Below are 24,586 nucleotides of genomic sequence, written 5' to 3'. Positions count from 1 at the left end.
CGCGCCCGCATGGCGACACGTTGAAAAGACTGAAGAGCTTGAAGAGATCGCAATGACTCAACATTCCGCAACACGGTCCATGTTCGACCCGGCGCTGCTGCGCCCGGCGATCGTGGACTCGTTCAAGAAACTCACGCCGCGCACGCAGTTCCGCAACCCGGTGATGTTCTGCGTGTACGTCGGCAGCATCCTGACCACGATCCTGTGGATCGCGGCGCTCGCCGGCCAGGCCGAGGCGCCCGCGGGCTTCATCCTCGCGGTCACGCTGTGGCTGTGGTTCACGGTGCTGTTCGCGAACTTCGCCGAAGCGCTCGCCGAAGGACGTTCGAAGGCGCAGGCCGCATCGCTGCGCAGCGCGAAGAAGGACGTGATGGCGAAGAAGCTCAACGAGCCGCATCCGAAGTCGCCGATCCGCATCACGACCGCGTCCGACCTGCGCAAAGGCGACGTCGTGCTCGTCGAGACCGGCGACGTGATCCCGGCCGACGGCGAGGTCGTCGACGGCGTCGCGTCGGTCGACGAATCGGCGATCACCGGCGAATCCGCACCGGTGATCCGCGAATCGGGCGGCGACTTCTCGTCGGTGACGGGCGGCACGCGCGTGCTGTCGGACTGGATCGTCGTCAAGGTCACCGCGAACCCCGGCGAGGCGTTCCTCGACCGGATGATCGCGATGGTCGAAGGCGCGAAGCGCAAGAAAACGCCGAACGAGATCGCGCTGACGATCCTGCTCGTCGCGCTGACGATCGTGATGCTGCTCGCGACCGCGACGCTGCTGCCGTTCTCGATGTTCTCGGTCGACGCGATGAAGGCCGGCCACGTGGTGACGATCACCGCGCTGGTCGCGCTGCTCGTGTGCCTGATCCCGACGACGATCGGCGGGCTGCTGTCCGCGATCGGCGTGGCCGGGATGAGCCGGATGATGCAGGCGAACGTGATCGCGACGTCGGGCCGCGCGGTGGAAGCGGCCGGCGACGTCGACGTGCTGCTGCTCGACAAGACCGGCACGATCACGCTCGGCAACCGCCAGGCGTCGACGTTCGTGCCGGCGCCGGGCGTGACCGAGGAAGCGCTGGCCGATGCCGCGCAACTGTCGTCGCTCGCCGACGAAACGCCGGAAGGGCGCAGCATCGTCGTGCTCGCGAAGGAGCGCTTCAACATCCGCCAGCGCGACATGGCGCAACTGCACGCGACGTTCCTCGGCTTTTCCGCGCAAACGCGGATGAGTGGCGTCGACCTGCCCGGTCGCGAGATCCGCAAGGGCGCGGCCGACGCGATCCGCCGCTACGTCGAAACCCACGGCAGCCGCTTCCCCGAAGAAGTGCGCCGCGCGGTGGACGACGTCGCGCGCCGCGGCAGCACGCCGCTCGTCGTCGCCGACCTGCAGGACGGGGCGGCGCGCGTGCTCGGCGTGATCGAGTTGAAGGACATCGTGAAGGGCGGCATCAAGGAGCGCTTCGCGGAACTGCGCAAGATGGGCATCAAGACCGTGATGGTGACGGGCGACAACCGGCTGACGGCCGCGGCGATCGCGGCGGAGGCGGGCGTCGACGATTTCCTCGCGGAAGCGACGCCGGAAACCAAGCTCGCGACGATTCGCGAGCATCAGGCGGCCGGGCGCCTCGTCGCGATGACGGGCGACGGCACCAACGACGCGCCGGCGCTCGCGCAGGCCGACGTCGCGGTGGCGATGAACACCGGCACGCAGGCGGCGAAGGAAGCCGGCAACATGGTCGACCTCGATTCGAACCCGACCAAGCTGATCGAGATCGTCGAGATCGGCAAGCAGATGCTGATGACGCGCGGGTCGCTGACGACGTTCTCGATCGCGAACGACATCGCGAAATATTTCGCGATCATCCCGGCCGCGTTCGTGACGACCTACCCGCAACTGCGCGTGCTCGACATCATGCACCTGACGTCGCCGGCGTCCGCGATCCTGTCTGCCGTGATCTTCAATGCGCTGATCATCGTCGCGCTGATTCCGCTCGCGCTGAAGGGCGTGACCTATCGGCCGCTCGGCGCCGCGTCGCTGCTGCGCCGCAACCTGCTGGTCTACGGCCTCGGCGGCGTGCTGCTGCCGTTCCCGTTCATCAAGCTGATCGACATGACGCTCGCCGCGCTCGGCTGGGCCTGAGCCGGCCGCACTGGAAGGAACCATCATGAAATCGTTGATTCGCCCGCTCGTCGTGCTGTTCGTCATCCTGACCGCCGTGACGGGGCTCGCTTACCCGGCCGTGATGACCGTGTTCGGTCAGGCCGTGTTTCCGTCGCAGGCCAACGGCAGCCTGATCGAGCAGGACGGCAAGGTCGTCGGCTCCGCGTTGATCGGCCAGCCGTTCGATGCGCCGAAGTATTTCTGGGGCCGGCTGTCGGCCACCGCGCCGATGCCGTACAACGCGGCCGGCTCGGGCGGCTCGAACTTCGGTCCGCTGAACCCGTCGCTCCCCGACCAGGTGAAGGCGCGCATCGCCGCGTTGCGCGACGCCGGGACCGACCTGTCGAAACCGGTGCCGGTCGACCTCGTGACCGCGTCGGCGAGCGGCCTCGATCCGGAAATCACGCCGGCGGCGGCCGCGTACCAGGTCGAGCGCGTCGCGAAGGCGCGCCATCTGGCGCCGGACGCGGTCGCGCAACTCGTCGTCGCGAACACGACGGGCCGCCAGTTCGGCGTGCTCGGCGAGCCGCGCGTGAACGTGCTGAAGCTGAATCTCGCGCTCGACGCCGCGCAGGCCGCGCACTGACCGATCGCGCGTGCCGACCGGCGTCCGGCGCGGCCTGAGCCGTGCCGGACGCGCTTTTCCCGACGGCGCTTGCGCCGTCTTTGCCTTTTGCGGCGATTTGGAACCACAATGCTCGTACTCGCGCGCATCCGGGCGCTCCGCTTTCCTCACGCATGAACCGTCCCGATCCAGACCAACTTCTCGACAAGCTGCAGCGAGATGAAGAAAAGCAGCGGCGCGGCCAGCTCAAGATCTTCTTCGGCGCGTCCGCCGGCGTCGGCAAGACCTACGCGATGCTGCAGGCCGCGCGCCAGCGCCGGCAGGAAGGCGTCGACGTCGTCGTCGGCATCGTCGAGACCCACGGCCGCAGCGAGACCGCCGCGCTGCTCGACGGCCTCGACGTGCTGCCGCCCGCCCGCATCGACTATCGCGGCCGCACGCTCGCCGAATTCGATCTGGACGGCGCGCTCGCGCGGGCGCCGCAACTGATCCTCGTCGACGAGCTTGCGCATTCGAACGTGCAGGGCGCACGCCACCTGAAGCGCTGGCAGGACGTCTACGAGCTGCTCGACGCGGGCATCGACGTCTATACGACCGTCAACGTCCAGCACCTCGAAAGCCTGAACGACGTGGTCGGCGCGATCACCGGCATCCGCGTGTGGGAGACCGTGCCCGATCGCGTGTTCGACGCGGCCGACGAAGTCACGCTCGTCGACCTGCCGGCCGAGGAACTGCTCGAGCGGATGCGCGACGGCAAGGTCTATCTCGCGCAGCAGGCCGAGCGCGCGGTGCGCAACTTCTTCCGCAAGGGCAACCTGATCGCGCTGCGCGAACTCGCGCTGCGGCGCACGGCCGATCGCGTCGACGCGCAGATGCGCGAGTACCGCGCCGACCGTTCGATCCAGCGCATCTGGCAGGCGCGCGAGCGGTTGCTGGTGTGCGTCGGGCCCGGCCCCGAAGCGCCGACGCTCGTGCGCGCGGCCGCGCGGCTCGCGGCGAGCCTGAAGGCCGACTGGATCGCCGTGTACGTCGAGACGCCGCGCCTGCAGCGGCTGCCCGACGCGCGGCGGCAGCGCACTCTCGACGCGCTGAAGCTCGCGGCCGAGCTCGGCGCGGAGACGGCCACGCTCGCCGGCGCCGACGCGGTCGCCGCGCTGATCGGCTATGCGAAGGTGCGCAACGTGTCGAAGCTGGTCGCGGGCGGCTCGCCGAAGGTGGGGCTCGCGCGCCGCTTCGCGCGGCCGTTCGGCGAACAACTGGCGGAACGCGCGGGCGACGTCGACCTGATGCTGATTCGCGCATCCGCGAGCGACGAGGCGCGCGCCGCGCCGCTCGACGCGCGGGCGCGCGACTGGCGCGATGCGTTCGCGCAGTTCGGCACGCACCGCTCGCCGCCGCGCCATTACGCGTACGCGGCCGCGATCTGCGCGGCGATCACCGTCGTCGCGAGCGTCGTGTCCGGGCGGCTCGACCTCACGAATCTCGTGATGCTGTACCTGCTCGGCGTGGTGTTCTCGGCCGTGCGGCTCGGGCGCGGCCCGGGCGTGCTGCAGTCGTTCCTGTCGGTGGCCGCGTTCGATTTCTTCTTCGTGCCGCCGCGCATGTCGTTCTCGGTCAGCGACACGCAATACCTGCTGACCTTCTTCGGGATGCTGCTGACGTCGCTCGTGATCAGCCATCTGACATCGACGCTGACGCGCCAGGCGAGCGTCGCGCAGCGCCGCGAGCGCCGCACCGGCGCGATCTACGCGATGGCGCGCGAACTCGGCGCGGCGCTGACGACCGAGCAGATCGTCGAGATCGGCAGCCGCCACGTCGGCGAGGTGTTCCGCGCGCGTGTCGCGTTCCTGCTGCCCGACAGCGCGGACCAGGTGCGGCAGAAGATCGAGGAGCCCGACGCGGCCGTCACGCTGACGGGCGCGGAGCTCGACAGCGACGTCGGCCAGTGGGTGTACGACCAGCAGAAGCCGGCCGGCCGCGGCACCGATACGCTGCCGGCGACGGCCGCGCTGTACCTGCCGCTGAAGGCGCCGATGCGCACGCGCGGCGTGCTCGCAGTCGCGTCGCGCGAGCCGCGCGAACTCGAGGTGCCCGAGCAGCAGCGGATGCTCGACGCATTCGCCGCGCAGATCGCGCTCGCGCTGGAGCGCGTGCACTACGTCGAGATCGCGCGCGACGCGCTCGTCAACATGGAATCCGAACGGCTGCGCAACTCGCTGCTGTCGGCGATCTCGCACGACCTGCGCACGCCGCTCACGACGATCGTCGGCTTCTCGTCGATGCTCGCGAACGGGCGCGCGGCCGCGCAGGCGGGCGACGCCGCGGCGGCCGCGCGGCTCGCGCAGCGCGAGGGCGAACTCGTCGACGCGATCCACGACGAGGCGCTGCGCATGACGGGCATCGTCACGAACCTGCTCGACATGGCGCGGCTGCAGGCCGGCAGCCTGCAGCTCAAGCGCCAGTGGTCGCTGCTCGAGGAAACCGTCGGCGCCGCGCTCGCCGCCTGCCGGCGGGTGCTCGCGCGCCATCCGGCGCGCGTTGCGCTGCCGGCCGACCTGCCGCTGCTGCAGATGGACGCGGTGCTGATGGAGCGGCTGTTCACCAACCTGTTCGAGAACGCGGCGAAGTACACGCCGCCCGATACGGCGCTCGACATCGGCGCCGAGCGCGTGACCGACGACGGGCAGCCATTCGTGCGCGTGCACGTCGACGATCACGGCCCGGGCCTGCCGGCCGGCATGGAAACGCGGATCTTCGACAAGTTCACGCGCGGCGAGAAGGAATCGGCGACGCCGGGCATCGGGCTCGGCCTCGCGATCTGCCGCGCGATCGTCGAGGCGCACGGCGGTAAAATCGGCGCGCTGAACCGCACCGCGCCCGACGGCCACGTGACGGGCGCGCGCTTCTGGTTCACGCTGCCGGTCGACACGCCGCCGGCCGCGCCGGCCGTGCCCGACGACGAACCCGACCTGCCGGGCGCATCGCCCCCATCCGAGTCATTGCCAGACCATGAGTGAACCCAGCCTGACCGTCGTCCTGATCGAGGACGAAAAGCAGATCCGCCGCTTCGTGCGCGCCGCGCTCGAAGAGGAGGACATCGCGGTGTTCGAGGCCGAGACGGGCAAGCAGGGGCTGATCGACGCGGCGACGCGCAAGCCCGACCTCGTGATCGTCGACCTCGGGCTGCCCGATACCGACGGCCTCGACGTGATCCGCGAACTGCGCGGCTGGTCCGAGGTGCCGGTGATCGTGCTGTCCGCCCGCACGCAGGAAGAGGAGAAGGTCGCGGCGCTCGACGCGGGCGCCGACGACTACCTGACCAAGCCGTTCGGCGTGTCCGAACTGCGTGCGCGGATGCGCGCGCAACTGCGCCGGCGCAACCAGGGCGGCGCGAACGAGTCGCCGAAGGTGACCTTCGGCAGCGTGACCGTCGATCTCGCGCTGCGCCAGGTATGGCGCGACGATGCGATCGTGCACCTGACGCCGCTCGAATACCGGCTGCTCGCGACGCTCGTGCGTCACGCGGGGCGCGTGCTCACGCACCGCCAGCTGCTGCGTGACGTGTGGGGGCCGTCGCACGTCGAGAGCCATCACTACTTGCGCATCTACATGGCGCACCTGCGCCAGAAGCTCGAGGCCGATCCCGCGCAGCCCGAGCACATCGTCACCGAGACGGGCGTCGGCTACCGGCTTGTCGGCGCCGTGTGACGACGGGCGCGGCGGCGCACGCGGCCATGACCCCTGGCGCCGGCACGGTTGCGCCGGCGCGACAGTCTCGCGACTGCCGCCGGCCTTGCACACCGGCTGCGCGATCCCCGCTATCCTGACCGTTCCGCGAACGAAAACGAGGAGCGTGCAATGTCCGTCCGTCTGGTCGTCCTCTGTGCGCTCGCGCTGGCTGCGCCCGGCGCGTTCGCCCAGCCGCTGCCGCCCGGGCAGCAGCCGTCCGCGCAGGCGGCGCTGGCCAATCCCGCGTCGGTCAACTGCGAGAAACTCGGCGGTCGCCACGTGGTCCGCAGCCTGCCGCGCGGGCAGGTCGGCATGTGCATGTTCAAGGATGGCCGCGTGTGCGAGGAGTGGGCGCTGTACCGCGACGACCGCTGCGTCGGCGGCGTCGCGCCGAAGCGCGTGGCGAACTGACCGCGCCCGGTCGATCCGGCCCCGGATCGGCTGCCGGCGAGCCCGGCAGCCGGCAGGTCCGTAAGCCTCTTGTTATACTCGGCGCCGCCCGGGGACGACCCCGGGTCATTCGCTTCAACGGGGACGGCCCCATCCGATACGGAGTACGTCGAGATGGCGTGGGTATGGTTGTTGATCGCCGGTTTGCTGGAAGTGGCCTGGGCGGCCGGCTTGAAATCGTCGGACGGCTTCACGAAGCTCGGTCCGTCGGTGTTTACGATCGTGACGGCGCTGGCCAGCTTCGGGCTGCTCGCGGTCGCGATGCGCCAGTTGCCGCTCGGTACCGCGTACGCGGTGTGGACGGGCATCGGCGCGGTCGGCGCGTTCGTGTTCGGCATCGTGATGATGGGCGAGGCGCTGACCGTCGCGCGCGTCGCGAGCGCGGCGCTGATCGTCGCGGGGCTGGTCGGCCTGAAGCTGTCGTCGGCCGCCTGACGACGGTATCCCGGGTGCGCAGGCGCCCGGGCGCCGCCTTGCCCCGCGGAATTGCGCCGGTCGCCCGCCCAGCCTGTCTATAATGGAACGTATTCGGGCCTGAATCCCGTCGTGCTTCTCGCGGCACGCGGTGCCGGTCGCCACGCGCCGCGCGGCCAATCTGTCCGACCCGATCCGATCAATCGGCAAAACGCACGGAAAGTGTAAGGAGAGGGCCATGATCGAAGCCATTTCGCTCGGCGCGGGGCTCGCGTGGGCGAGCGGCCTGCGCCTGTACCTGACGGTCCTGATCGCCGGCGTGCTGGCGCGGTTCGGCTGGCTCCATCTACCCGACACGCTGGCTGTGCTGATGTCGCCGTGGGTGATCGGCGCCGCGGCCGTGCTCACCGTGACCGAGTTCCTTGCCGACAAGATCCCCGCGTTCGACTCGCTGTGGGATGCCGTGCATACCTTCATCCGCATCCCGGCCGGGGCCGTGCTCGCGGCCGGCGCGCTCGGCCATGCCGACCCGACCATGCTGGCGGTCGCGGGTCTCGCCGGCGGCTCGCTCGCCGGCGCCGCGCACGTGGCGAAGGCCGGCACGCGCGCGCTGATCAACCTGTCTCCCGAACCGATTTCGAACTGGGTCGCGTCGTCGACCGAGGACGGTCTCGTGGTCGGCGGGCTCGTCCTCGCGTTCTTCGTTCCGCTCGCGTTCCTCGTGCTGCTCGCCGCGTTCATCGCGGCGTCGGCGTGGGCGCTGCCGCGTCTGTGGCGCGGCGTGTCGGGCGGTTTTCGCGGGATGGCGAACCACATGGTGTCGCGGCTCAACTCGATCGGAGGGAAACGCGATTGAAGGGGCCGCAACACGCGGCGCAGCCGCCGGCCGGGCCATCCGGCCATGACGGGCGCGCGCATGCGGGCCGCTTCGGTCTGCGCGACCTGATCCACCAGGCTGCCCGGATGACCGCGCGCGACTGGCGCGCGGGCGAACTGACGCTGCTCGTCCTCGCGCTGGTGCTCGCGGTCGCGGCGCTGACGAGCGTCGGCTTTCTCGCCGATCGCCTGCGTCAGGGGCTCGAGCGCGACGCGCGCCAGATGCTCGGCGCCGATTTCGTCGTGCGCGCCGATCATCCGGTCGATCCGTCGTTCGACCGGCAGGCCCGCGCGCTCGGCCTGCGTACCGCGACGACCGCCATTTTTCCGAGCATGATCGCGGCCGCCGCGGGCGGGCAGGCGGCCGACGCGGCGCCGTCGCGCCTCGCGGCCGTGAAGGCCGTGTCGCCCGGGTATCCGCTGCGCGGCGCGGTCGAGATTCTGCCGGCCGGTGCCGCCACTGCGCAGAAGGCGGCCGCGATTCCCGCGCCCGGCACCGTATGGGCCGACCCGGTGCTGCTCGACGCGCTGCACCTGAAGGCCGGCGATACGGTGCGGGTCGGGCTGCGTACATTTACGGTCGCCGCCGCGATCAGCCGCGAACTCGATCGCGGCTTTTCGTTCGTCAATTTTTCGCCACGGCTGATGATGCGCGCGGACGAGCTCGCCGCGACGGGGCTCACCGGCTACGGCAGCCGCGTCACGTACCGGCTGCTGGTCGCCGGCGATGCCCCGGCCATCGCGCGCTTCGAAACGTATGCGCACACGCGCGTCGACGGCGGGAAGCTGCGCGGCGTCGGGCTCGAGTCGTTGCAGGAAGGGCAGCCGCAGGTGCGGCAGACGCTGGATCGCGCGCGCCATTTCCTGACGCTCGTCGCGCTGCTGACCGCGCTGCTCGCGGCGGTCGCGATCGCGATGGCCGCGCAGCGCTACATGCGGCGTCATCTCGACGGCTGCGCGACGATGCGCTGTCTTGGCGTGAGCCGCCGCACGCTCGGCGCGCTGTTCGCGCTGGAATTCGCCGGCGTCGGCATCGTGTCGGGCGCCGCGGGCGCGGTGCTCGGCTATACCGGCCACTGGGCGTTGCTGGCCGCGCTCGGCAGCCTGATCGACGTCGTGCTGCCGCCGCCGACGTTGTGGCCGGCGCTGATCGGCATGGGCGCCGCGCTCGTGCTGCTGCTCGGTTTCGCGCTGCCGCCGCTCGTGCCGCTCACGCGCGTGCCGCCGGTGCGCGTGCTGCGGCGCGAGTGGGGCGACGCGTCGCGCACCGCGTGGGCCGCGTACGCGATCGGCGTCGTGCTGTTCGCGGGGCTGCTGATCGTGGCCGCCGGCAACCTGAAGCTCGGCCTGATCGTCGCGGGCGGCTTTGCCGGCGCGCTGGTCGGGTTCGCGCTGATCGCCCGGCTCGTGCTGTTTGCCGCCGCGCGCGCGGTGCGCAATGCGCGCGTGGCCGCGAGCGTCGGCTGGCGTTACGCGCTGGCGTCGCTGCACCGACGCGGCACGGCCAGCGCGCTGCAGATCACCGCGCTCGCGCTCGGCCTGATGTGCCTGCTGCTGATCGCGATCACGCGCAACGACCTCGTGGCGGGCTGGCGGCAGTCGACACCGCCCGATGCGCCGAACCAGTTCCTGATCGACATCCAGCCCGACCAGCGCGCCGATGTCGCGGCCTATCTGGCCGCGCACGGCGTGCGCGACGCCGAGCCCGCGCCGATGGTGCGCGGCCGCCTCGTCGCGATCAACGGCAAGCCGGTGAATCCGGACGCGTACCCGTCCGAAGAGGCGCGCCGGCTCGTCGATCGCGAGTTCAACCTGTCGTATACGACCGAGCTGCCGTCCGACAACCGGATCGTCGAAGGCGACTGGTTCGGCACCGCGGCCACGCCGCAGATCTCGATCGAAGCCGGCCTCGCGAAGACGCTGAACGTGAAACCGGGCGACACGCTGCGCTTCGACGTGACGGGACTGACGGTCGACGCGCCCGTCACCAGCGTGCGCAAGCTCGACTGGGGCTCGTTCCGCGTCAACTTCTTCGTGCTGATGCCGCCGCCCGTGCTGAAGGATTTCCCGGCCGTCTACCTGACCAGCTTCCATCTGCCGGCCTCGGACGCCGCGCTGCTCGATCCGCTGATCGCGCGCTACCCGAACCTGACCGCGATCGATGTCGCGCCGATCCTCGCGCAATTGCAGCGGATGATGCTGCAGGTGGTCGGGGCGGTGCAGTTCCTGTTCGCGTTCACGCTCGCGGCCGGGGTGCTCGTGCTGTACACGGCGCTCGCCGGCTCGCGCGACGAGCGCGTGCGCGAGGCCGCGCTGCTGCGCGCGCTCGGCGCGTCGCGCGCGCAGGTGAACGCGGTGCAGCGCGCGGAATTCGTCGTGGTCGGCGCGCTGGCCGGCGTGCTGGCATCGGCGGGCGCGATCGCGGTCGGCTGGGTGCTCGCCGCGCGCGTGTTCGACTTCCAGCTCGCCGTCGATCCGTGGCTCGTGCCGGCCGGCATCGCGGCCGGTGTCGTCTGCGCCGGTGCGGCCGGCTGGCTGAGCCTGCATAATGTGTTGCGGCGCCCCGCGCTGCAGTCGCTGCGCGACGCCTGAGCGTCGCCCGCGGCCCCGAAGATCCCGTTTCCCGACTATCCGTATGACCGATGTGAATGACGATGCGCCGTCGCAGCCGACGGCGTTCGAGCTCGTGGGCGGCGAAGCCCGCGTGCGCGAAATGGTGGACCGCTTCTACGACCTGATGGACCTCGAGCCGGAGTTCGCGCAGATTCGCGCGCTGCATCCGCCGTCGCTCGACGGTTCGCGCGACAAGCTGTTCTGGTTCCTGTGCGGCTGGCTCGGCGGCCCCGACCACTACATCAGCCGGTTCGGCCATCCGCGGCTGCGCGCGCGGCACCTGCCGTTCCCGATCGCGTCGGTCGAGCGCGACCAGTGGCTGCGCTGCATGGCGTGGGCGATGGAGGATGTCGGGTTGCCGGAGCCGCTGCGCGAGCGGCTCATGCATTCGTTCTACGACACGGCCGACTGGATGCGCAACCGGCCCGGTTGATCGACCGGTACGCCGCTGCCCGCGCGCGGGACGATCTGCGTCTGGGCGCCCGTGCCGCCCGGCGCGACACTGGCCGTTTCCGTTCCCCCATCGATACGAGGCTCGCCCGATGACGACACAAGCGCTGTTTCGCGAAGACGCGTACCTCACGCAATGCGAGGCGATCGTCCAGGCCGTCGGCGACGACGGCATCCGGCTCGACCGCACGGTGTTCTATCCGCTCGGCGGCGGCCAGGCCGGCGACACCGGCACGCTGACGCTGCCCGACGGCAGCACGATCGCGATCGCCGACACGCGCAAGGCGAAGTTCGACGGTGCGACGCCCGACGACGCCGTGCACGTGCCCGCGCCGGACCAGGAGGCGAGCGTCGCGACGCTGGCCCCCGGCACGCGCGTGGTCGCGGAGATCGACTGGCTGCGCCGCTACCGGCACATGCGCCTGCATACGGCCGCGCACCTGATGTGCGCGGTGCTGCCGTATGCGGTCGACGGCTGCAGCGTGACGGCCGACTACGTGCGGCTCGATTTCGCGACGTCCGACGCGATCGACCGCGACGACGTCGAGCGGCGCCTCGCGGGCTTCGTCGTCGGCGCGCATCCGGTCACGACCGAATGGATTACCGACGACGAGATGGCCGAGCGGCCCGAACTCGTGCGCACGATGAGCGTGAAGCCGCCGATGGGCCTCGGCCGCGTGCGGCTGCTGCGCATCGAAAACGTCGACCTGCAGCCGTGCGGCGGCACGCATGTGCGCAACACGTCCGAAATCGGTGGGTTGCGGGTCGCGAAACTGGAAAAGAAGAGTGCGCGTACACGGCGCCTCGTACTGGAGTTTGCATGACGATCGATACCGGGAAAGCAGGCGCGGCGGCGCTCGATCCGCAGGCACGGGAGATTCTCGATTTCTGGTTCGGCGCGCCGGGCTCGGCCGAATTCGGGCAGAACCGCACGGTCTGGTTCAATGGCGGCGCGGCATTCGACGACGTGCTGCGTACGCGCTATGGCGCGCTGCTCGACGCTGCATGCGACGGCGCTTGCGATCACTGGGCCGATTCGCCGTCGGGCGCGCTCGCGTTGATCGTCGTGCTCGACCAGTTCTCGCGCAACATCCATCGCGGCACGCCGCGAGCGTTTGCCGCCGATTCGAAGGCGCTCGCGCTCGCGCGCCGCGTCGTCGCGGCCGGCTGGGACGCGCGGTTGCCGAGCGGCCATCACCGTGCGTTCGCGTATCTGCCGTTCGAGCACGACGAGTCGGTCGAGAGCCAGCGCGAGGCCGTGCGTCTGTGCGCGGGCATCCGCGACGAGGCCGGGTGCGAGAGCTATCACCGCTTCGCATTGCTGCATGCGGCGGTCGTCGAGCGCTTCGGGCGCTTTCCGCACCGGAACGCGATTCTCGGCCGCGCGTCGACCGACGAGGAAACGGCGTTTCTGCGAGAGCCCGGCTCGTCGTTCTGACGATCCGGATGTCGACGTGATGACGGAAGGGGCGGCGACCGTTGGGGCGCTGGCGGGCTCGGACCGGCGCCGGTATCGCGCAAGGGCTGCGCACCGGCCGGGCGGATGAGCGCGGCCATTGCCGAAGAAGAAAACGAAGGCGGGCAGGACGGCGCATCGCGCCGCCCGGTGTCACTGCAGGTGCTGTTCGGGCGTGCGCACGTAAACGCGCAGCAACTCGTCGTTGTCGCCCGGGCGGGCGCCCGTCCAGAACAGCTTCCACTCGCTGCCGGGCGCCGGCTCGACGGCCCGCACGCCCTGCACGATCATCCACGTGCAGCGCGTCGTCTTCGCGTCGTCGATCGGCGTGTGCTGGATGCCGGAGAAGTAGTACATCATCGGCGCCTCCGATTCGCCGAAGCCGGGCAGGCTCGCCATGCAGTCGCCGTCGTTCCATTCGAGCGCCAGATGCGCGTTCAGGTCGTCGAACACCGAGCGGTAGCTCTTCGCGGCATCGAGCCACGGCAGCAGCAGCGTGTAGACGAGCCCCCACGCGACGAGCGCGCCGACGCCCCACGACAGCGCGCCGCGCCACCGGCCCGTCGTGCGCAACTTCGGCAGCAGCGTCAGCCAGCCGACCGTCAGTGCGAGCGCGCCGGTCACGAGCGCGGGCTGGATCGGCATCGTCCAGTCGAGCGGCAGCCAACGGCCGAGCAGCGCGAGATCGGCGCGCGACGCGGCCGGATCGGCCATCACCGCCCAGATCGCCCACGCGAGCACGACGACCGTGCCGAACAGGAGGCGGCTCAGGTAATCCCACGCAAGATGCAGCCGGCGCGGCAGGCGCTCGATCGCCTGCGCGGCGACCAGTGCGAGCGGCGCGAAGAACGGCAGGATGTAGAGCTGGCGCGACGTCGCGGATATTTGCAGCACCACGAGCCCGATACCGGCGAACAGCACGGGCAGCGCGACAGACGGCACGCGCCAGTCACGCCATGCGCCGCGTGCGAGCGCGACGATCGCGAGCGGTGCGATCGGGAAACCGACGGTGAGGAACGCGCGGAGAATGAAGAGCGGCTTGTCGTTTTCTGCCCCGAGCTCGGGGACGGAGAAACCGAAGAAGCGGCCGACGTTGTTGTCCCAGAACCACTTCATGAACAGCGTCTCCGAGCGCAGGAACAGCGCGGTCGGCCAGATCAGCGCGAACGGCGCGAACACGAGCGCGGCAATGCCGAGCGCGCGTGCGAACGAGCGGGTGCGGCAGGCCGGGTAGAGCACCAGTGTGCAGACGAGCGTGGCCGCGAACACGAGCGGCACGAACAGCCCCTTCGCCATCAGCGCGATGCCGACGCCCGCGCCGAAGAGCGGCGCGGCCCAGCGGCTCGCCGGGTGCACCGGCAGCCCGTGCCGCATCTGCTGCGCGCGCGCGACGTGCTGCATCACGAGTTCGAGCAGTCCGCAGAACCCCATTGCCGTACCGGCAAACAATGCGACGTCCGTCATCATGTCGTGCACGTGCTTGATGACGACGAGCGTGCCCGCGCTCAGCACGACCGGGCCGAGCACGCCCAGGTCGAACCAGTTCTCCGTCCGGCTGGCCACGCGGGCCGCACGTGCGATGAAGCCGAATGCGAGCGCGGCGAACAGGGCGCTCGCCAGGCGCGCCGCGTCGTGCAGCGGCATCACGCGCTGCAGCAGCCACGCGAGGCTGGTCGCGACCCACGCGTAAAGCGGCGGCTTTTCCATGAAGGGTAGGCCGGCATTGGTCGGCACGACGAAGTCGCCGGTCTCGAGCATGTGCTGGATGATGCCGAACGTGTAGGTTTCGTCCTGTTTCCACGGATCGTGGCCGAGCACGCCGGGCAGCGTGTACGCGCACACCAGGGCGGCAACGAACAACCAGGCGCGCCAGCCGAGCAGCAGCGCGCGGTCGCGCGCGGGGCTGGCGGCCGCGGTCGATGCGGCAACGGGCGTGCCGGCAACGGGCGTGCCGGCAACGTCGAGCGTCGCGATGACGTCGGTATCGGCGGTCGAGCGGGTGTGCGCGGCCGAGGCGGGCACGGACGTGCGTCGCCGGCTGGGCGCTGCGGTTCCAGGCATGGAAAAGATCTCGGGTCGAGTCGAGCCGGTCCGGCGACATGGGCTGGACCGATAAGGGGATTACATCCGGCTAACGGACAGGATGTTTAAGACACCTGTCTGAATGACCGCTAGTAGAGCACGGAATTGTTACGGATGTTTACTGAAACTGTCACGGAATTGTGGAGATTTGTGGCGGCGTGACCACGCGGCGTTGTCGACCGCCGTATTGTTGCGCGGCGCGTCAGCTCAGCGGCCGCCGCCGACGTCGAGCAGGGCGCCCGTCGTGTAGGAGGCCGTATCGCCGAGCAGCCAGACGATCGCCTCGGCGACTTCCTGCGCTTCGCCCGCGCGGCCGAGCGGCGTTTGCGCGCCGAGGCGGGCCGCACGGCCCGGCTGGCCGCCGCTTGCATGAATGTCGGTCTCGATCAGGCCGGGGCGTACCGCGTTGACGCGCACGCCGTGCGGGCCGAGTTCCTTGGCGAGGCCGATCGTCAGCGAATCGACCGCGCCTTTCGAGCCCGCGTAGTCGACGTACTCGTTCGGCGAGCCGAGCCGCGATGCGATCGACGACACGTTGACGATCGCGCCGCCGCGGCCGCCGCGGTCGGTCGACAGCCGGCGCGCGGCTTCGCGCGCGCACAGGTAGGCGCCGAGCACGTTGGTATCGAACATCCGCCGCAACCGGTCGACCGGCATGTCGGCGAGCGGCATCGACGGCGCGACGATGCCCGCGTTGTTGACGAGCGCGTCGAGGCGTCCGAACGCGGCCGCAACGGTATCGAACATCGCGACGACGTCCGCCTCGTTCGCGACATCGCCCGCGACGATGCACGCGCGGCCGCCCGCGTCGCGCACGGCCTGCGCGGTCAGTTCGGCCGCCGCCGCGTCGCGCGCGTAGTTGATGCCGACGTCCCAGCCGCGTTCGGCCGCGAGCACGGCGGTCGCGCGGCCGATGCCGCGGCTCGCGCCGGTGATGAGGACGGCCTTGCGGTCGGACGATGCGGTCATCGCGTGCGGGTTCCGGTGAGGGTCACTTCGCTGCGTCGGGCGCCCACTTGTCGCGGGCGGGCGGCTGGTAGCGGCGCAGCCGCTCGATCAGCGCGACGGGTTCGGATTCGACGCACAGCGCGTCGAAATAGGCCGGCCGCATGAAGCCTTCGTCGACCGTATGGCGCAGCAGCGCGATCAGCGGATCGTAGAACGAATCGATGTTGTAGAGCGCGACGGGCTTGCGGTGATAGCCGAGCTGCGCCCACGTGTAGACCTCGAAGAGCTCCTCGAGCGTGCCGGCGCCGCCGGGCATCGCGACGAACGCGTCGGAGAGGTCGGCCATCATTTTCTTGCGATGGTGCATGTCGGGCACGACGTGCAGTTCCGACAGCCCCGTATGGCCGACTTCCTTGTCGACGAGCAGCTCGGGGATCACGCCGACCGCACGGCCGCCGGCCGCCATCACTTCGTCGGCGATCACGCCCATCAGGCCGACGCGGCCGCCGCCGTACACGAGCGTGAGGCCCGCGCCGACGAGCGCGCGGCCGAACGCGCGCGCGGCATCGGCATAGACCGGCCGCACGCCGGACGACGAACCGCAGTAAACGCAGACTGCCTTCATTGCTTCGCGTCCTTGGCGGGGGCCTGCCCACCGGAGACGGGGCTGCCGGCCGGGCGCGGCGAACCGTCGCGCGGCGGCAGGTAGTCGGTGAACTGGCGCTTGGGCAGCTTGCCGGAGACGAGGTCGTCGAACAGCTGGCGCGAACGGCCGCGCAGGTACGGGGCCATGATCGAGATCACGTGCATGCTCACCTGGTGCAGCTCTTCGCGGATCGCGTCCTGGTCGTTGTATTTGCGCGGATGCATCACGTACTGATACGACAGCCAGTACGTCGAGATCACGGCCATGTTGGTGGCGATGACTTCGATCTCGGCGGGCGTCGCGACCATTTCGGCATCGGAGACGAGCAGCTCGCACATGTCGTGTGCGAAGCGCACCTTGTGGCTGATGATCTGCTTGAAGTGTGTCTCGAGCGTGCGGTTGCGTGCGAGCAGGTCGTTGAGGTCGCGATACAGGAACCGGTAGGTCCACATGAAATCGGCCATGTACTGCAGGTACGACCAGGTTTCGTCGATCGTCGGACGGTGATCTTCGGGGAAGCGCAGCCGCCGTTCGATCTGCTGCTCGAACTGCGCGAAGATGCTGTTGATGATGTCGTCCTTGTTGCGGAAATGGTAGTACAGGTTGCCTGGACTGATTTCCATTTCCTCGGCGATCGTCGTGGTGGTGACGTTCGGCTCGCCGATCTCGTTGAAGAGTTTCAACGACAACTCGAGAATCCGTTCGCGGGTGCGGCGGGGAGGTTTCGCTTCCATGTCGTCCGGCCCTGTGTGTGCCGGACTGGCGGGCGCTGCAATCGATGCTGCGTGATTCGTCCGGCGCGGGTTGCTGTTCTATGTCTAGCGGACGATTATAAACCGGGGTTTCGCCACATCGGGGCATTTCGTGATCGCGGCCCCGCGCGGCGCATGGTGCAGCGCCGCACGCGGGCAGCGGGAATGGCGCCGGGCGGTTGCCTAGAAGCCGAGCCAGCGTGCGACGACCGGCCCGAGCACGAAGCCCCAGGTCGTCACGCACGCGAACAGCGCGACCGTCACGGCCGCGCTGCCGAGGTCCTTCGCGCGTTTCGACAGTTCGTGACGTTCGAGCGAGATGCGGTCGATCGCGGCTTCGACGCTCGAGTTCAGCAGCTCGACGATCAGCACCAGCAGCACCGAGCCGATCAGCAGCGCGCGCGACGCGGCCGGCACCGGCGCGAATGCGCCGATCGGCAGCATCAGCGCGGCGAGCGTGAGCTCCTGGCGAAACGCGCTTTCCTCGCGGATCGCGACGCGAAACCCGTTCAGCGAATGCTTGAGGGCGAACCACGCGCGCGTGATGCCGCGGTGGCGCTTGTACGGGTTCGGCGGCAGCGGCGCGAGCCGGTCGTCGGGGCCGAGCGGTTCGTGCGCGTGCACGTCCGCGTCGGCGTGCGGCTCTTCCTCGTCGAACGGGCGGTGCCGCGGCGTCGCGGCGGGGGGCGGGATCTTGTCGTTCAGGTCTCGTTTCAAACGGCGGCACCTTCGGCTGGCGAGTACGCGGTCTTCGGCAGCGGCTTCAGATGCGACGCGAACTGCTCGGATGCCGCGCGCCACGAGAAGCGTTCGGCCCACGCGCGCGCAGTCGTGCGTTCGATCTTCAGCGCCTCGAGGCAGGCTTCCTGCAGATCCTCGTGCATCGCGCCGGCATTGCCTTCGCCGAGCACGTCGATCGGACCCGTGACGGGATACGCGGCCACCGGCGTGCCGCAGGCGAGGGCTTCGAGCAGCACGAGGCCGAACGTGTCGGTGCGACTCGGGAATACGAACACGTCGGCCGCAGCATACACCTTCGCGAGCTCCGCCTGTGACAGCACGCCGAGATAGTTCGCCTCCGGGTAGCGCGACTTCAGTTCCGCGAGCGCGGGGCCTTCGCCCGCGACCCACTTCGAGCCGGGCAGGTCGAGGCGCAGGAACGCCTCGACGTTCTTCTCGATCGCGACGCGGCCCACGTACAGGAAGATCGGCCGCGCGGTGTTGAGCACCTTCGACTCCATCGGCCGGAAGATGTCGAGGTCGACGCCGCGGGTCCACAGCACGACGTTCGTGAAGCCGAATTTCTCGAGGTCCTGCTTGACGACCGGGGTCGGCGCCATCACCGCGAGCGACGGGCCGTGGAACCAGTGCAGGAAGCGGTAGGTCGCCGCGAGCGGGATGCCGAAGCGCGCCTGCACGTATTCCGGAAAGCGCGTGTGATACGCGGTCGTGTACGGCAGCTTGCGGGCGCGCGCATAGCGCCGTGCGGCGAGGCCGAGCGGGCCTTCGGTCGCGATGTGCAGCGCGTCGGGTGCGAACGCATCGATCCGTGCGCGCAGCTTGCGGTACGGCAGGATCGACAGGCGGATCTCGGGGTAGGTCGGGCAGGGCACCGTGCGGAATTCCAGCGGCGTCAGCAACTCGACGCGGTGGCCGAGCGCCGTGAGTTCGCGCGCAGTGCTCTTCAGCGTGCGCACGACGCCGTTGACCTGCGGTTCCCACGCGTCGGTGACGATCATGATCTTCATCGCGGCATGTCCTGTAAGTAGGGTTGTGTCAGGCAGCGGCCTTGGCCTTGCGCGACGTGGTCTCCGACGGTGCGGTGCGCATCACCGTCCAGTAGACGATCTTCAGTTCGCCTTCCATCGTTTCGACGAGCGCGGACAGGCTTTCGACCCAGTCGCCGTCGTTGCAGTACAGCACGCCGTCGATGTCGCGGATCTCGGCCTTGTGGATGTGGCCGCACACGACGCCGTCGCAGCCGCGGCGGCGTGCCTCGTCGGTCATCACGGTCTCGAACTGCGAGATGAAGTTGACCGCGTTCTTGACCTGGTGCTTCAGGTACTGCGACAGCGACCAGTACTGGAAGCCGAGCCGGCTGCGGATCCGGTTGAACCAGCGGTTCAGCACGAGGATCAGCGTGTAGAGCGTGTCACCGAGGTACGCGAGCCATTTCGCGTGCTGGATCACGCCGTCGAACAGGTCGCCGTGCACGATCCACAAACGTTTGCCTGCGAGCGTCGTGTGAAATGCCTCGCCGCGCACCTGGATGTCGCCGAACGCGAGATCGCAGAACTGCCGCGCGCCTTCGTCGTGGTTGCCGGGGATGTAGACGACCTGCGTGCCCTTGCGCGCCTTGCGCAGGATCTTCTGCACGACGTCGTTGTGCGCCTGCGGCCAGTACCAGCCTTTCTTCAGCTGCCAGCCGTCGATGATGTCGCCGACGAGGTACAGGTATTCCGAATCGTTGTGACGCAGGAAATCCAGCAGGTAGGGCGCCTGACAGCCGCTCGAGCCGAGGTGGATGTCGGACAGCCAGATGGTGCGGTAGCGGTGGGCGGACGGCTCCGGGTCCTCGTGCTGGGTGGTGTGCGCAACGGGCGGCTTGTGCGACACCACGCCGTCGGTTGCCCCCGAGCCGGACAGGAACGCAGTGGCGGCGCGGGCGCCGATGGGGTGACGAAACAGTGAGGTCGCGGACGTTTTCTGGCCCATGCATGACTCGCGCCGGTTGACATTACCGGCATTCCGCCATGCGGGCGTGACTGTGCCGTGACAGTCACGAGACGTTCTTATTACGACCGTCGAAGGGTGTTTAGCAGTGAATGAACGGGCGTTGCGTAACCTGTCGCACTGAACGCTCGGGGCGTGTCAGGTCAGGCTCCGCGGCTCGATGAGGGCGCCGGGCGAGGGCTTTCGTCTGGTGAATGCGGCGACGCGTCAGCGTGGTATCGCGACGACGCGCGTGCGGGCGATCCGGTCGTGCGGGAACTGGCGTCCGGCGTGCAACCGGGCGGCGCCGGCCCACACGACGACCCATGCGGCGGCGAGCGCAAGCGTGACGGGTACCGACAGGCCCAGGAGCGGATGCAGCGCGAGCGGCGGCAGGAACCACAGCCAGCCGAGCACGTAGCGGACGAGCGCATGGCCGGCGCTCAACGGCCGGCCGTTCGCCGATTCGAGCCGCAGCCGCCAGGTTTTCATCGGCAGCGTCTGGCCGCCGTGTGTCCAGAACCAGACGAAATACGCGCCGACGACGAGCGCGATCCACGCGGCAAGCAGGTTGTGATGAACGAGGCCGTTGCGTTGCTGCGTCGCGAGGCTGAACGCGAGCCCCGCGAAGAACACGACGCCGAACAGCAGCACGCCTTCGTAGAGCAGCGCGGCGAGGCGCCGCCGCACGGACGGCGCGGCGGCCGGGGTCTCGGAAGCGCGGGCGTTCGCCACGGCCGCTCAGGAGCCCTTGAACAGCGAAGGCGCGTCGGCGGGCGACACCGGCGCCACGGCGGCCGGGGCCGATGCGGTGCCGGACGTCGACGACGCGGGCACCGGCTGCGCGGCGGCGCCGGTCGACGCGGGCGCCGGAGCGGCGGCCGCGCCGCTCGCCGGGTGTTCGTGCGAGTTGACGAGGCGGCGGACGTCGCGGTCCGCGACGGTCGGCGGCGCGCTGACGACGCTCGGCTTGCGGCGGCGCTCGGCGGCGGCAAGCCGTTCCTTCTGCTCCTCGGGGAGTTGCTGGTAGGCCTTCCATGCGCGCTCGCGCGCCTGCGCGGACAGCTCCTTCGCGCTCTGGTAGTTCTCGCGCGCGACGCGGCGCTGCTCGGGCGTCATCTTCGCCCACTCGGCCATGCGCTCCTGCAGGCGCTTCTGGTCATCCGGCGACAACTTCGCGAAACGCGATGCGATCTTCAGCCATTTTCGCTTGCGAGCATCGCTGAAGCCGTCCCACTGGTCGGCGAACGGCGCGAGGGCCGCGTGCTGCGCCGGCGTGAGGCGCGCCCACGCCAGCGGGCCGGCGGCGGCCGGCAGCGGCAAGGGCAGGGGCAGCGGGGGCAGTTCGGTGGTGAGTCCGGCCGCGGCCGATGCCGGCGCGGCAGGGTTGGCGGTCGCGACGGGCGTCGTCGCGGGGGCCGGGTGGAATCGGGGATACGTGGCGACGTAGGAAACGGCGATCGCGATCACGCATCCGAAAAATACGGCCAGGCCGCGCTTCTGACTCACCCGTACGATCCCCTCGTTATTGTCTGTTAGTGAGCGCGTGAAAGATACGCGTTGAACCCGTGGTCGAGATACGCGTTGAGCGGCAGGTCGTCGCTGAGCATCGCCGCGTCGATGTCGGCGAGTTCGGCGGTGCGCTGCATGTCTTCCCAGTACGCGATGCCGACGAGCCCCGCGAGCAGCAATGCGAGCGGCCACGCGCGCAGCAGGCGGCGCGCGAACGACGTCGGCCGGCGATTCGCGGGCGTCGGGCCGTAGGCACCGGCCGCGCCGGCGAAGGCCGGCACGAACACCGGCGCGGTCGCGGCTTCGGGCTTCTTGCGCGCGAGCGCGGCCCGGCGGGCGACGGCCAGCCGATCGGTGGTCGCGGCAGGCAGGGCGGCCGCGCGCTCGTCCAGCGCGCGGCGCACCTTCAGCGCGAATTCGTGTTCTCGGTTTGCGGAGCTCATAGCGTGATTCCTTTGGCCTTGAGCGCTTGCGCCAGGGTGTGAGTGGCTCGCGAGCAGTGCGTCTTCACGCTGCCCTCGGAGCACCCCATTGCGGCGGCAGTCTCGGCGACATCCATATCTTCCCAATAACGCATCAGGAACGCTTCCCGTTGACGCGTCGGAAGCTTCTGGATTTCTTCGTCGATCAGGGCCAGAACCTGCTCTCTTTCGAGGCGGTGTTCGCTGCTTTCGACGCCCGCGTTGTCATCCGCGGATTCGAGCGTTTCGAGCGGGTCGAAGTCGTCGTCGTCGGTGTTGTTCAGCGACGAGAAGAGCGTCACCCACGTATTGCGGACCTTCTGCCGGCGGAACCAGTCGTGGATCGCGTTCTGCAGGATCCGCTGAAACAGCAGCGGCAGCTCGGCCGACGGCCGGTCGCCGTACTTCTCCGCGAGCTTGATCATCGCGTCCTGCACGATGTCGAGCGATGCATCGTCGTCACGCACGGCGTACGCAGCCTGCTTGAACGCGCGCCTTTCGACGCCCGCCAGAAAGTCGGCGAGTTCCTTGTCTGATGCCATTCCGTGAAGGTATGCGCTGCGGCCCGCTGCGTGGTGTAAAAGGTCGAAAAATTTCGTAAAACCCGCGGATGCTATCAAATTTTCGCGCGGCTTGGCACCGGGTCGGGCGCCGCAGTTGCGCGCGAGCCGCGCCGGCGGGGCGCCGGGCGGCGCGCATGATGCGCTGCGGGATATTTTGCTTGACGGCCCCATCACGACCCGCTATCGTCAGCGATTCGCAACATGAAGTGATGGTCTCATTTGAGGCTGGCCCAAGAAGCCCGCCCTTCAAACTGGACGCGCCGCTTGAACCCGAGCCACAAGCCCGGCAGAGAGCACCCGATCAATTTTTTGCCGAAAATTCGAAAGGTCAAAATGAACATGCCCAGCGCGGAATTCTCCACGTCGGAACCCCTTTCCCCTCCCGATAGCGACTCCATCGGCGGCACCGTGCTCATGAAGGCACTGGCCGACGAAAACGTCGAATTCATCTGGGGCTACCCCGGCGGCTCGGTTCTCTACATCTACGACGAGCTGTACAAGCAGGACAAGATTCAGCACGTGCTGGTGCGCCATGAACAGGCGGCCGTGCACGCAGCCGATGCGTATGCGCGCTCCACCGGCAACGTCGGCGTCTGCCTCGTGACGTCGGGCCCCGGTGTCACCAATGCGGTGACCGGCATCGCAACGGCCTACATGGATTCGATCCCGATGGTCGTGATCAGCGGCCAAGTGCCGACGGCCGCGATCGGTCAGGATGCGTTCCAGGAATGCGACACCGTCGGCATCACGCGTCCGTGCGTGAAGCACAACTTCCTCGTGAAGGACGTGCGCGACCTCGCGGAAACCGTCAAGAAGGCGTTCTATATCGCCCGCACCGGCCGTCCGGGCCCGGTGCTGATCGACATCCCGAAGGACATCTCGAAGACGCCGTGCCAGTACGAGCCGATCAAGAGCGTGTCGCTGCGTTCGTACAACCCCGTCACGAAGGGCCATTCGGGTCAGATCCGCAAGGCCGTGTCGCTGCTGCTGACGGCGAAGCGTCCGTACATCTACACGGGGGGCGGCATCATCCTCGCCGACGCGTCGCGTGAACTGAACCAGTTCGCGGACCTGCTCGGCTACCCGGTCACGAACACGCTGATGGGCCTCGGCGGCTATCGCGCGTCGGACAAGAAATTCCTCGGCATGCTCGGCATGCACGGCACCTACGAAGCGAACATGGCGATGCAGCACTGCGACGTGCTGATCGCGATCGGCGCCCGCTTCGACGACCGCGTGATCGGCGACCCGGCGCACTTCGCGTCGCGCCCGCGCAAGATCATTCACATCGACATCGACCCGTCGTCGATCTCGAAGCGCGTGAAGGTCGACATCCCGATCGTCGGCGACGTGAAGGAAGTGCTGAAGGAGCTGATCGAGCAGCTGCAGACGGCCGAGCATGGCCCCGACACCGAAGCGCTCGCGCAATGGTGGAAGGACATCGAAGGCTGGCGCGCGAAGGACTGCCTGAAGTACGACCGCGAAAGCGAGATCATCAAGCCGCAGTACGTGGTCGAGAAGGCGTGGGAGCTGACGGACGGCAATGCGTTCGTGTGCTCGGACGTCGGCCAGCACCAGATGTGGGCCGCGCAGTTCTACCGTTTCAACAAGCCGCGTCGCTGGATCAACTCCGGCGGCCTCGGCACGATGGGCTTCGGCCTGCCGGCGGCGATGGGCGTCAAGATGGCCCATCCGGACGACGACGTGCTGTGCATCACGGGCGAAGGCTCGATCCAGATGTGCATCCAGGAACTGTCGACCTGCCTGCAGTACGACACGCCCGTGAAGATCATTTCGCTGAACAACCGCTACCTCGGCATGGTCCGCCAGTGGCAGCAGATCGAATACAGCAAGCGCTATTCGCATTCGTACATGGATGCGCTGCCGGATTTCGTGAAGCTCGCCGAAGCGTACGGCCATGTCGGCATGCGGATCGAAAAGACTTCGGATGTGGAGCCGGCGCTGAAGGAAGCGCTGCGCCTGAAGGACCGCACCGTGTTTCTCGACTTCCAGACCGATCCGACCGAAAACGTCTGGCCGATGGTACAGGCCGGCAAGGGCATCACCGAGATGCTGCTCGGATCGGAAGATCTGTAACGGCGCGACGCGCGCCCGGCCCGATGCGGCCGCCTTCACGAAGGGCGGTGCGGCACGCGGCGGCGCGCGGCGCGAGTGAATCGACACGGACACATTCTGGAA

The 24,586-nt window shown here is 69.1% G+C and carries 23 protein-coding genes; 12 read left to right on the top strand and 11 right to left on the bottom strand.

The window, feature by feature from the left end; translation table 11 throughout:
• Positions 1-52: 52 nt before the first annotated feature.
• The 11 genes from kdpB to H0X90_RS10120 all read left to right on the top strand — a co-directional run bounded on the left by kdpB (position 53) and on the right by H0X90_RS10120 (position 12,693).
• Entirely contained in the window at positions 53-2,137 is a 2,085-nt protein-coding gene (gene kdpB / locus H0X90_RS10170) for a potassium-transporting ATPase subunit KdpB (protein WP_043205568.1), read from the top strand.
• A 25-nt stretch (positions 2,138-2,162) separates the two neighbouring features.
• Complete coding sequence (gene kdpC / locus H0X90_RS10165) at positions 2,163-2,744, top strand: potassium-transporting ATPase subunit KdpC (RefSeq protein WP_077188901.1); 582 nt, start codon at positions 2,163-2,165, stop codon at positions 2,742-2,744.
• Between the two features lie 152 nt (positions 2,745-2,896).
• Complete coding sequence (locus H0X90_RS10160; RefSeq protein ID WP_077020392.1) at positions 2,897-5,740, top strand: DUF4118 domain-containing protein; 2,844 nt, start codon at positions 2,897-2,899, stop codon at positions 5,738-5,740.
• Positions 5,733-6,431, top strand: coding sequence for a two-component system response regulator KdpE (gene kdpE, locus H0X90_RS10155; RefSeq protein WP_006483513.1), 699 nt, complete (start codon positions 5,733-5,735; stop codon positions 6,429-6,431). Before H0X90_RS10160 ends, kdpE begins: the two co-directional genes overlap by 8 nt.
• 150 nt (positions 6,432-6,581) lie before the next feature.
• A complete protein-coding gene (locus H0X90_RS10150) occupies positions 6,582-6,863 on the top strand; it encodes a DUF333 domain-containing protein (RefSeq protein ID WP_077188902.1) in 282 nt (93 codons plus the stop codon).
• Positions 6,864-7,016: 153 nt separating this feature from the next.
• Entirely contained in the window at positions 7,017-7,337 is a 321-nt protein-coding gene (sugE, locus tag H0X90_RS10145) for a quaternary ammonium compound efflux SMR transporter SugE (RefSeq protein ID WP_006497024.1), read from the top strand.
• Between the two features lie 217 nt (positions 7,338-7,554).
• Positions 7,555-8,172 (top strand): DUF4126 domain-containing protein, encoded by a 618-nt coding sequence (locus tag H0X90_RS10140; protein ID WP_006483514.1) that lies wholly within the window; start codon positions 7,555-7,557, stop codon positions 8,170-8,172.
• Entirely contained in the window at positions 8,169-10,784 is a 2,616-nt protein-coding gene (locus H0X90_RS10135) for an ABC transporter permease (RefSeq protein ID WP_077188903.1), read from the top strand. Before H0X90_RS10140 ends, H0X90_RS10135 begins: the two co-directional genes overlap by 4 nt.
• A 43-nt stretch (positions 10,785-10,827) precedes the next feature.
• Positions 10,828-11,238, top strand: coding sequence for a group II truncated hemoglobin (locus tag H0X90_RS10130; protein WP_006488211.1), 411 nt, complete (start codon positions 10,828-10,830; stop codon positions 11,236-11,238).
• Between the two features lie 109 nt (positions 11,239-11,347).
• Positions 11,348-12,079, top strand: coding sequence for an alanyl-tRNA editing protein (locus H0X90_RS10125; protein WP_006497022.1), 732 nt, complete (start codon positions 11,348-11,350; stop codon positions 12,077-12,079).
• Positions 12,076-12,693: a DUF924 family protein gene (locus H0X90_RS10120; protein WP_006488213.1), complete on the top strand. Its 618-nt coding sequence runs from the start codon at positions 12,076-12,078 to the stop codon at positions 12,691-12,693. The genes H0X90_RS10125 and H0X90_RS10120 overlap by 4 nt, the downstream gene beginning before the upstream one ends.
• Before the next feature lie 171 nt (positions 12,694-12,864).
• Here the strand turns inward: H0X90_RS10120 and H0X90_RS10115 are convergent, their stop codons facing one another.
• The 11 genes from H0X90_RS10115 to H0X90_RS10065 all read right to left on the bottom strand — a co-directional run bounded on the left by H0X90_RS10115 (position 12,865) and on the right by H0X90_RS10065 (position 22,366).
• A complete protein-coding gene (locus H0X90_RS10115; protein WP_077188904.1) occupies positions 12,865-14,772 on the bottom strand; it encodes a glycosyltransferase family 39 protein in 1,908 nt (635 codons plus the stop codon).
• Between the two features lie 228 nt (positions 14,773-15,000).
• Positions 15,001-15,762 carry an SDR family oxidoreductase gene (locus H0X90_RS10110; RefSeq protein WP_006488202.1) on the bottom strand — a complete coding sequence of 254 codons (762 nt, stop codon included), beginning with the start codon at positions 15,760-15,762 and terminating at the stop codon, positions 15,001-15,003.
• Between the two features lie 22 nt (positions 15,763-15,784).
• Positions 15,785-16,366 (bottom strand): TIGR00730 family Rossman fold protein, encoded by a 582-nt coding sequence (locus H0X90_RS10105; protein WP_077188905.1) that lies wholly within the window; start codon positions 16,364-16,366, stop codon positions 15,785-15,787.
• Positions 16,363-17,121 (bottom strand): TetR/AcrR family transcriptional regulator, encoded by a 759-nt coding sequence (locus H0X90_RS10100; RefSeq protein ID WP_006488215.1) that lies wholly within the window; start codon positions 17,119-17,121, stop codon positions 16,363-16,365. The genes H0X90_RS10105 and H0X90_RS10100 overlap by 4 nt, the downstream gene beginning before the upstream one ends.
• Positions 17,122-17,322: 201 nt before the next feature.
• Complete coding sequence (locus H0X90_RS10095; RefSeq protein ID WP_006488206.1) at positions 17,323-17,856, bottom strand: diacylglycerol kinase; 534 nt, start codon at positions 17,854-17,856, stop codon at positions 17,323-17,325.
• Positions 17,853-18,887 carry a glycosyltransferase family 1 protein gene (locus tag H0X90_RS10090; protein ID WP_006497019.1) on the bottom strand — a complete coding sequence of 345 codons (1,035 nt, stop codon included), beginning with the start codon at positions 18,885-18,887 and terminating at the stop codon, positions 17,853-17,855. Before H0X90_RS10090 ends, H0X90_RS10095 begins: the two co-directional genes overlap by 4 nt.
• A 28-nt stretch (positions 18,888-18,915) precedes the next feature.
• Entirely contained in the window at positions 18,916-19,854 is a 939-nt protein-coding gene (locus H0X90_RS10085; protein ID WP_006478246.1) for a UDP-2,3-diacylglucosamine diphosphatase, read from the bottom strand.
• A 225-nt stretch (positions 19,855-20,079) separates the two neighbouring features.
• Positions 20,080-20,586: an RDD family protein gene (locus H0X90_RS10080; protein ID WP_006497018.1), complete on the bottom strand. Its 507-nt coding sequence runs from the start codon at positions 20,584-20,586 to the stop codon at positions 20,080-20,082.
• 6 nt (positions 20,587-20,592) lie between these two features.
• The gene (locus H0X90_RS10075) at positions 20,593-21,360 is read right to left on the bottom strand and encodes a DUF3106 domain-containing protein (RefSeq protein ID WP_020979871.1); all 768 of its coding nucleotides are present in this window, start codon (positions 21,358-21,360) and stop codon (positions 20,593-20,595) included.
• Positions 21,361-21,386: 26 nt separating this feature from the next.
• Positions 21,387-21,806, bottom strand: a complete 420-nt coding sequence (locus H0X90_RS10070) for a DUF3619 family protein (RefSeq protein WP_006497015.1) — start codon at positions 21,804-21,806, stop codon at positions 21,387-21,389.
• Positions 21,803-22,366: an RNA polymerase sigma factor gene (locus tag H0X90_RS10065; protein WP_006491033.1), complete on the bottom strand. Its 564-nt coding sequence runs from the start codon at positions 22,364-22,366 to the stop codon at positions 21,803-21,805. The genes H0X90_RS10070 and H0X90_RS10065 overlap by 4 nt, the downstream gene beginning before the upstream one ends.
• A 354-nt stretch (positions 22,367-22,720) precedes the next feature.
• On the opposite strand from H0X90_RS10065, the gene H0X90_RS10060 reads away from it, so the two are divergent.
• Complete coding sequence (locus H0X90_RS10060; protein WP_012492736.1) at positions 22,721-24,484, top strand: acetolactate synthase 3 catalytic subunit; 1,764 nt, start codon at positions 22,721-22,723, stop codon at positions 24,482-24,484.
• The last annotated feature ends 102 nt before the right edge of the window (positions 24,485-24,586 follow it).

The sequence above is a fragment of the Burkholderia sp. 9775_39 genome (genome assembly GCF_015712225.1).
GTDB classification, from domain to species: domain Bacteria; phylum Pseudomonadota; class Gammaproteobacteria; order Burkholderiales; family Burkholderiaceae; genus Burkholderia; species Burkholderia cenocepacia.
This window is presented reverse-complemented; position numbering and strand designations above follow the sequence as displayed.

Excerpts from the sequence above, each read along its gene's own strand:
- kdpB (WP_043205568.1), top strand. The coding sequence starts at position 53 with ATGACTCAACATTCCGCAACACGGTCCATGTTCGACCCGGCGCTGCTG.
- kdpC (WP_077188901.1), top strand. The coding sequence starts at position 2,163 with ATGAAATCGTTGATTCGCCCGCTCGTCGTGCTGTTCGTCATCCTGACC.
- H0X90_RS10160 (WP_077020392.1), top strand. The coding sequence starts at position 2,897 with ATGAACCGTCCCGATCCAGACCAACTTCTCGACAAGCTGCAGCGAGAT.
- kdpE (WP_006483513.1), top strand. The coding sequence starts at position 5,733 with ATGAGTGAACCCAGCCTGACCGTCGTCCTGATCGAGGACGAAAAGCAG.
- H0X90_RS10150 (WP_077188902.1), top strand. The coding sequence starts at position 6,582 with ATGTCCGTCCGTCTGGTCGTCCTCTGTGCGCTCGCGCTGGCTGCGCCC.
- sugE (WP_006497024.1), top strand. The coding sequence starts at position 7,017 with ATGGCGTGGGTATGGTTGTTGATCGCCGGTTTGCTGGAAGTGGCCTGG.
- H0X90_RS10140 (WP_006483514.1), top strand. The coding sequence starts at position 7,555 with ATGATCGAAGCCATTTCGCTCGGCGCGGGGCTCGCGTGGGCGAGCGGC.
- H0X90_RS10130 (WP_006488211.1), top strand. The coding sequence starts at position 10,828 with ATGACCGATGTGAATGACGATGCGCCGTCGCAGCCGACGGCGTTCGAG.
- H0X90_RS10125 (WP_006497022.1), top strand. The coding sequence starts at position 11,348 with ATGACGACACAAGCGCTGTTTCGCGAAGACGCGTACCTCACGCAATGC.
- H0X90_RS10120 (WP_006488213.1), top strand. The coding sequence starts at position 12,076 with ATGACGATCGATACCGGGAAAGCAGGCGCGGCGGCGCTCGATCCGCAG.
- H0X90_RS10115 (WP_077188904.1), bottom strand. The coding sequence starts at position 14,772 with ATGCCTGGAACCGCAGCGCCCAGCCGGCGACGCACGTCCGTGCCCGCC.
- H0X90_RS10110 (WP_006488202.1), bottom strand. The coding sequence starts at position 15,762 with ATGACCGCATCGTCCGACCGCAAGGCCGTCCTCATCACCGGCGCGAGC.
- H0X90_RS10105 (WP_077188905.1), bottom strand. The coding sequence starts at position 16,366 with ATGAAGGCAGTCTGCGTTTACTGCGGTTCGTCGTCCGGCGTGCGGCCG.
- H0X90_RS10100 (WP_006488215.1), bottom strand. The coding sequence starts at position 17,121 with ATGGAAGCGAAACCTCCCCGCCGCACCCGCGAACGGATTCTCGAGTTG.
- H0X90_RS10090 (WP_006497019.1), bottom strand. The coding sequence starts at position 18,887 with ATGAAGATCATGATCGTCACCGACGCGTGGGAACCGCAGGTCAACGGC.
- H0X90_RS10085 (WP_006478246.1), bottom strand. The coding sequence starts at position 19,854 with ATGGGCCAGAAAACGTCCGCGACCTCACTGTTTCGTCACCCCATCGGC.
- H0X90_RS10070 (WP_006497015.1), bottom strand. The coding sequence starts at position 21,806 with ATGAGCTCCGCAAACCGAGAACACGAATTCGCGCTGAAGGTGCGCCGC.
- H0X90_RS10065 (WP_006491033.1), bottom strand. The coding sequence starts at position 22,366 with ATGGCATCAGACAAGGAACTCGCCGACTTTCTGGCGGGCGTCGAAAGG.
- H0X90_RS10060 (WP_012492736.1), top strand. The coding sequence starts at position 22,721 with ATGAACATGCCCAGCGCGGAATTCTCCACGTCGGAACCCCTTTCCCCT.